Annotated in this window: 1 protein-coding gene; it reads right to left on the reverse strand. The window is 41.9% G+C overall.

Annotation, left to right across the window (positions count from 1 at the left end):
- Positions 1-277 precede the first annotated feature (277 nt).
- A complete protein-coding gene (locus tag ACT3TU_RS14210; protein WP_225735201.1) occupies positions 278-748 on the reverse strand; it encodes a hypothetical protein in 471 nt (156 codons plus the stop codon).
- Between the last annotated feature and the right edge of the window lie 237 nt (positions 749-985).

Below are 985 nucleotides of genomic sequence, written 5' to 3' on the forward strand. Positions count from 1 at the left end.
GTTATTAGAATCAGTAATCAGATATCGTTTCACTAGATATATTCATACTTACTAATATACAGCAAAAAGGCCTTCAAAGAAATCTTTGAAGGCTTCAAAATAGCATAAATTCGACCTATTTCGACCGTTAAAAAAGGATATCTACAATCGAACTAAATCTAGTAATGCGGTAGTAAGCTTTGGTAGTGTTTAATTACTTAAATGAAGTGCACAGTTAGTCGTACTTAAATATCATTAATATAACACTACCATCAACGTTATCTACCTTTTATATAAATCATGATACACGGTTCCAAGCATCACGTGATGCTCTACGCGCATCATTCCATTCCATACGTGACTCACCTTTCACTTCATGCCAAGAGCGCTCTAAGTCCGCTTCATGGTCTTCAAAACGTGCATCTGCAGGATAACGCGCGCGATTGGCATACCCTACTGCATAAGCTGGATGTAAATCACGGTCAAAGTCGTAACCTTCTTTGTAGTAATCAGCGTTGGCATACTCTGCACGCCAGTAAGCTTCTTCACGTGTCGGATCGATTGCTTCTGCGGCTGCATGACCTGCGCCGCCGCCAACGATAGCACCAATAGCACCACCAATTAATGTACCTAATGGGCCTGCCATGGTACCAATAGCCGCACCTGCCGCTGCACCGCCTACACCGCCTATACCTGTGCCTACTGGGTGTGAGCCTGGCTCACCTGTGATCACGTCAGCATTCAAATCTTTTTTCGATTCTTTAGTCATGTGCTTCACAGCGCCACGATCAATAGCATCATGGTCTTCTATGATATTGTCCTCTTCATGTCTGATTACTCTATTGTCGATCGTATGATCACTACCCGTTGCTCGACGTTCGTTATCATCAATAATTCGCTCTTTATCACCTGCTTCAAGGTAGTCATCAGTAATGACACGATTTTCAGGGTCTGTAACGCGGCCATCGTTATTCATAATATTATCCTTAAATTATTTTTTATATAT

It is taken from the genome of Psychrobacter sp. AOP3-A1-26 (assembly GCF_052378235.1).
Classification (GTDB): Bacteria; Pseudomonadota; Gammaproteobacteria; order Pseudomonadales; family Moraxellaceae; genus Psychrobacter.

Coding starts and splice junctions, on each gene's coding strand:
- ACT3TU_RS14210 (WP_225735201.1), bottom strand. CDS start 748: ATGACTAAAGAATCGAAAAAAGATTTGAATGCTGACGTGATCACAGGT.